The following is a 3,377-nucleotide window of genomic DNA, read 5'->3' as shown; positions in this document are numbered from 1 at the left end:
TGCCCACGCCCTTGGTGCCGCGCACCGCAATCGCCTTGAGGTTCTTGCTGCCCATCACGGTGCCCACGCCCGAGCGGCCCGCCGCGCGGTGCAGGTCGTTGACCACGGCGGCATACAGCACGCCGTTTTCACCGGCCTTGCCAATGCTGGAGACGCGCATCAGCGGGTCCTGCAGGCCTTTTTTGAGCATCTCCTCGGTTTCCCAGACGCTCTTGCCCCAGAGCCAGTCGGCGTCGCGCAACTCGGCCGTGTCGTCGTTGATGTAGAGGTAGACCGGCTTGGCCGATTTGCCCTCGAAGATCACCATGTCCCAGCCCGCCATCTTGAGCTCGGCGCCCCAGTAGCCGCCCGAGTTGGAGCAGGCGATGGCGCCCGTCAGCGGGCTTTTGGTGATGACGGTGTAGCGCCCGCCAGTGGACGCCATGGTGCCGGTCAGCGGGCCGGTGGCCCAGATGATCTTGTTACCTTCCGACAGCGGGTCCACCTTGGGGTCGACTTCGGACACCAGGTATTTGCTGCCCAGCCCGCGCGAGCCCAGGTAGGTTTCGGCCCAGGCCATGTTGAGGGATTCAGATTTGACGACGCCAGCGGTCAAGTCAACGCGAAGAATTTTTCCTGCCCAAGACATTTTTATGACTCCTTAAATCGCGGAAGGCTGGTTGCCAAGCTTGTCAGCCCACTGCTGCATCTTGGTCAGGCCGGTCCAGTTGGCGTCGATGAAGGTGATGGCCTGCGTGGGGCAGGCCTCGACGCAGGCGGGGTCGCCGCCGCACAGGTCGCACTTTTGCACCTTGCCGGTTTCCTGCACGTAATTGATGGTGCCAAACGGGCAGGCGATCGTGCAGACCTTGCAGCCGACGCAGGTGGTTTCGTTGACGACCTTGGCGCCGGTGGCCTTGTCGACGGTAATGGCTTCCACCGGGCAGGCATGCAGGCACCAGGCTTCGTCGCACTGGGTGCAGGTGTAGGGCACCTTCTTGCCGGTGTCGTGAAAGTCAAAAACCTTGATGCGCGACTTGGCGGGGGCGAAAACACCGTAGTTCTCAAAGGAACAGGCCATTTCGCACTGCAGACAGCCAGTGCATTTTTCCGGGTTGATGTGCAACACCTTTTGCATGGGGAACTCTCCTTGGGGTAGCCGCCATTGAACGGCTTTGCTATGAATGAAGCTGCATAGGCATTGTTCAAGTCAGTCGGGCAAACCCACCTAGGACAAACCCTGAGCCGGCACGCGCCAGGGCCGAAATTCTCAATATGCGACAGCCGGGCCGCGCATGGGGCCGTCAGGTGCTGGCCCGCACCACCACTTCATAGCCCAGGTCCACGCACGGCGATGCCACGGCTTCCCCGCTCATCAGCGACAGCAGCATGCGCGCCGCGGCCGTGCCGATTTCAGCGCGCGGGGTGCGCACCGTGGTCAGCGGCGGCAGCATCTGGTCGCTGCCCGTGAGATCATTAAAGCCCGCCACCGCGACCCGGCCCGGCACCGCCACGCCCAGCCGCAGGGCGGCCAGCAGGGCGCCTTGCGCCAGGTCGTCATTGCAAAAAAACACCGCGTCCACATCGGGCTGCGCCTGGATGATCTGCTCGAACATGCGCGCGCCCAGTGCAATCGACGAAGGCGCCGGGTCCAGCCATTCAAGCCTGGCGTCGTACAAACCAGCCGCGCCCAACTCCCGGCGCCAGCCGTCCCGCCGCTGCAGCGTGCGCGCATCAAGCTGGGCTGCCGCAAAGGCGATGCGCCGGCGGCCGCGGCCGAGCAGGTGCCGGGTCATCTCTGCCCCGGCATCCGCCTGCGAAAAGCCGACGCTGTACACGCCTGGCGCGCCCGACACCTCCATCAAATGCACGCAAGGCACGCCACTTTGGGTAATCAGGGCGCGGGCCGCGTCGCTGCGCTCCATGCCGGTCACCAGCAGGCCGGCCGGGCGCTGCAGCAGTTGCTCGCGCAGCAGTTGCTCCTCTTCCTCGGCGTTGTAGTGCGTCACGCCCATCAGCGTCTGGTAGCCGGCCGGCCGCAGGCATCGTTGCACGGCTTCAAGCACATCCACGAACAGCGCGTTCGAGAGCATGGGCACCAGCACCGTGACGTGCGCGCTGCGTTGCGACGCCAGCGCGCGGGCGGCCGGATCGGGCACATAGCCCAGCGTGCGCGCCGCCGCCTGCACACGCTCGACCAGCACCGGATCGACCGCGCGCTCGCCGCGCAGGGCACGCGACACGGTGATCGGGCTGACACCGGCGGCGCGCGCCACGTCGGCCAGGGTAACGCGGCCGGTGGCGCGGGGACGAAGGGAGGCTGGAGTCATGAATCCTAGGGAAACTACTGATTTGTGAGGGGCTGATGCTCGCATAGGATAGCGCTATCCCAAGGTGAGCGCCAGCCGGACATTCCCTAGGTCGCCCTCGCAGGCGCCCTGCAAAAAGCAAAAAGGGAAATCCAGGCCGCCACCCTTTATTTTGGCCTTTTCGGATAGCGCTATCCAAGATTTAAGAACATGACAGATTCCCTTGTGATCATGGGTGTGGCCGGTTGCGGCAAGTCCAGCCTGGGCGCGGCGCTCGCGCAGGCCACCGGCTTGCCGCTAGTGGAAGGCGATGACTTTCACAGCCCGGCCAGCCGCGCCAAGATGAGCCAGGGCATTGCCCTGGACGACGCCGACCGCGACGGCTGGCTGGCGACACTGAGCGGGCAGCTGCGCGCCCACCCCGAAGGCTTGGTGCTGACCTGCTCGGCCCTCAAGCGGGCCTACCGCGAGCGCCTGCGCCAGGCCGCGCCCGGCCTTCGCTTCGTGTTCCTGGACATCGGCCGCGAACAGGCGCAGGCGCGGGTCGCGGCGCGCGCGGCGCAGCATTTTTTCTCGACCACGCTGGTCGACAGCCAGTTCGCCACGCTCGAAGCGCCGACCGGCGAGCCGGGCGTGCTGCGCGTCGACGCGCTCAAGCCGCTGGCACAGCTGCAGGCCGAAGTCACGGCGTGGCTCAACCCCCACAAGGAGCAGGCATGAGTACCGAACCCCTGATCGAAGCGCCGAAAAGCCGCTTCCAGCGCATCAGCAACATGCTGCTGGCCGGCTGCCTGGGCGTCATGGCCGTGGCGGTGTTCGTCAACATCGTGCTGCGCTACGGCTTTGGCAGCGGCCTGCCGGCCAGCGAGGAACTGTCGCGCCTGCTGTTCGTCTGGATGGTGTTCATAGGCGCCACCGCCGCCTACCCGGCGGGCGAGCACATGGCCTTCACCAGCCTGGTGGCCATGCTGAACAAAAAGCCGCGCCTGATGCTGGCCATGACGGTTTTCATCCGCCTGCTGGTGCTGATGGCTTGCGTGCTGATCGGCTGGGGCGCCTGGCAGCAGGTGGTGGTCGGCTTTGGCAGCC

At 65.7% G+C, this 3,377-nt stretch carries 5 protein-coding genes; 2 read left to right on the top strand and 3 right to left on the bottom strand.

Annotated elements, in window-relative coordinates; genetic code table 11:
• From IV091_RS01875 to IV091_RS01865, 3 genes are all read right to left on the bottom strand, one after another.
• Nucleotides 1–628, bottom strand: a 628-nt coding sequence (locus IV091_RS01875) for an aldehyde ferredoxin oxidoreductase N-terminal domain-containing protein (protein WP_293464383.1), incomplete at its 3' end; no start/stop codon positions are given.
• A 12-nt stretch (nt 629–640) separates the two neighbouring features.
• Nucleotides 641–1,117 (bottom strand): 4Fe-4S dicluster domain-containing protein, encoded by a 477-nt coding sequence (locus tag IV091_RS01870; RefSeq protein WP_293464381.1) that lies wholly within the window; start codon nt 1,115–1,117, stop codon nt 641–643.
• A gap of 166 nt (nt 1,118–1,283) precedes the next feature.
• Nucleotides 1,284–2,309 carry a LacI family DNA-binding transcriptional regulator gene (locus tag IV091_RS01865; protein ID WP_293464379.1) on the bottom strand — a complete coding sequence of 342 codons (1,026 nt, stop codon included), beginning with the start codon at nt 2,307–2,309 and terminating at the stop codon, nt 1,284–1,286.
• A 189-nt stretch (nt 2,310–2,498) separates the two neighbouring features.
• Between IV091_RS01865 and IV091_RS01860 the strand changes: the two genes are divergently transcribed.
• On the top strand, nt 2,499–3,008 hold the full coding sequence (locus tag IV091_RS01860) for a gluconokinase (protein ID WP_293464377.1): 510 nt from the start codon (nt 2,499–2,501) through the stop codon (nt 3,006–3,008).
• Nucleotides 3,005–3,377, top strand: a 373-nt coding sequence (locus IV091_RS01855; protein ID WP_293464375.1) for a TRAP transporter small permease subunit, incomplete at its 3' end; no start/stop codon positions are given. The genes IV091_RS01860 and IV091_RS01855, both read left to right, overlap by 4 nt.

This window comes from Polaromonas sp. (assembly GCF_018780625.1).
In the GTDB taxonomy this organism is placed as follows: Bacteria; Pseudomonadota; Gammaproteobacteria; order Burkholderiales; family Burkholderiaceae_C; genus Polaromonas.
The sequence above is the reverse complement of the archived record's forward strand: the minus strand, read 5'-3'. Positions and strand labels throughout refer to the sequence as shown.

Bases quoted from the DNA above. Each gene is read 5' to 3' on its own strand.
- IV091_RS01870 (WP_293464381.1), bottom strand. From the start codon at position 1,117: ATGCAAAAGGTGTTGCACATCAACCCGGAAAAATGCACTGGCTGTCTG.
- IV091_RS01865 (WP_293464379.1), bottom strand. From the start codon at position 2,309: ATGACTCCAGCCTCCCTTCGTCCCCGCGCCACCGGCCGCGTTACCCTG.
- IV091_RS01860 (WP_293464377.1), top strand. From the start codon at position 2,499: ATGACAGATTCCCTTGTGATCATGGGTGTGGCCGGTTGCGGCAAGTCC.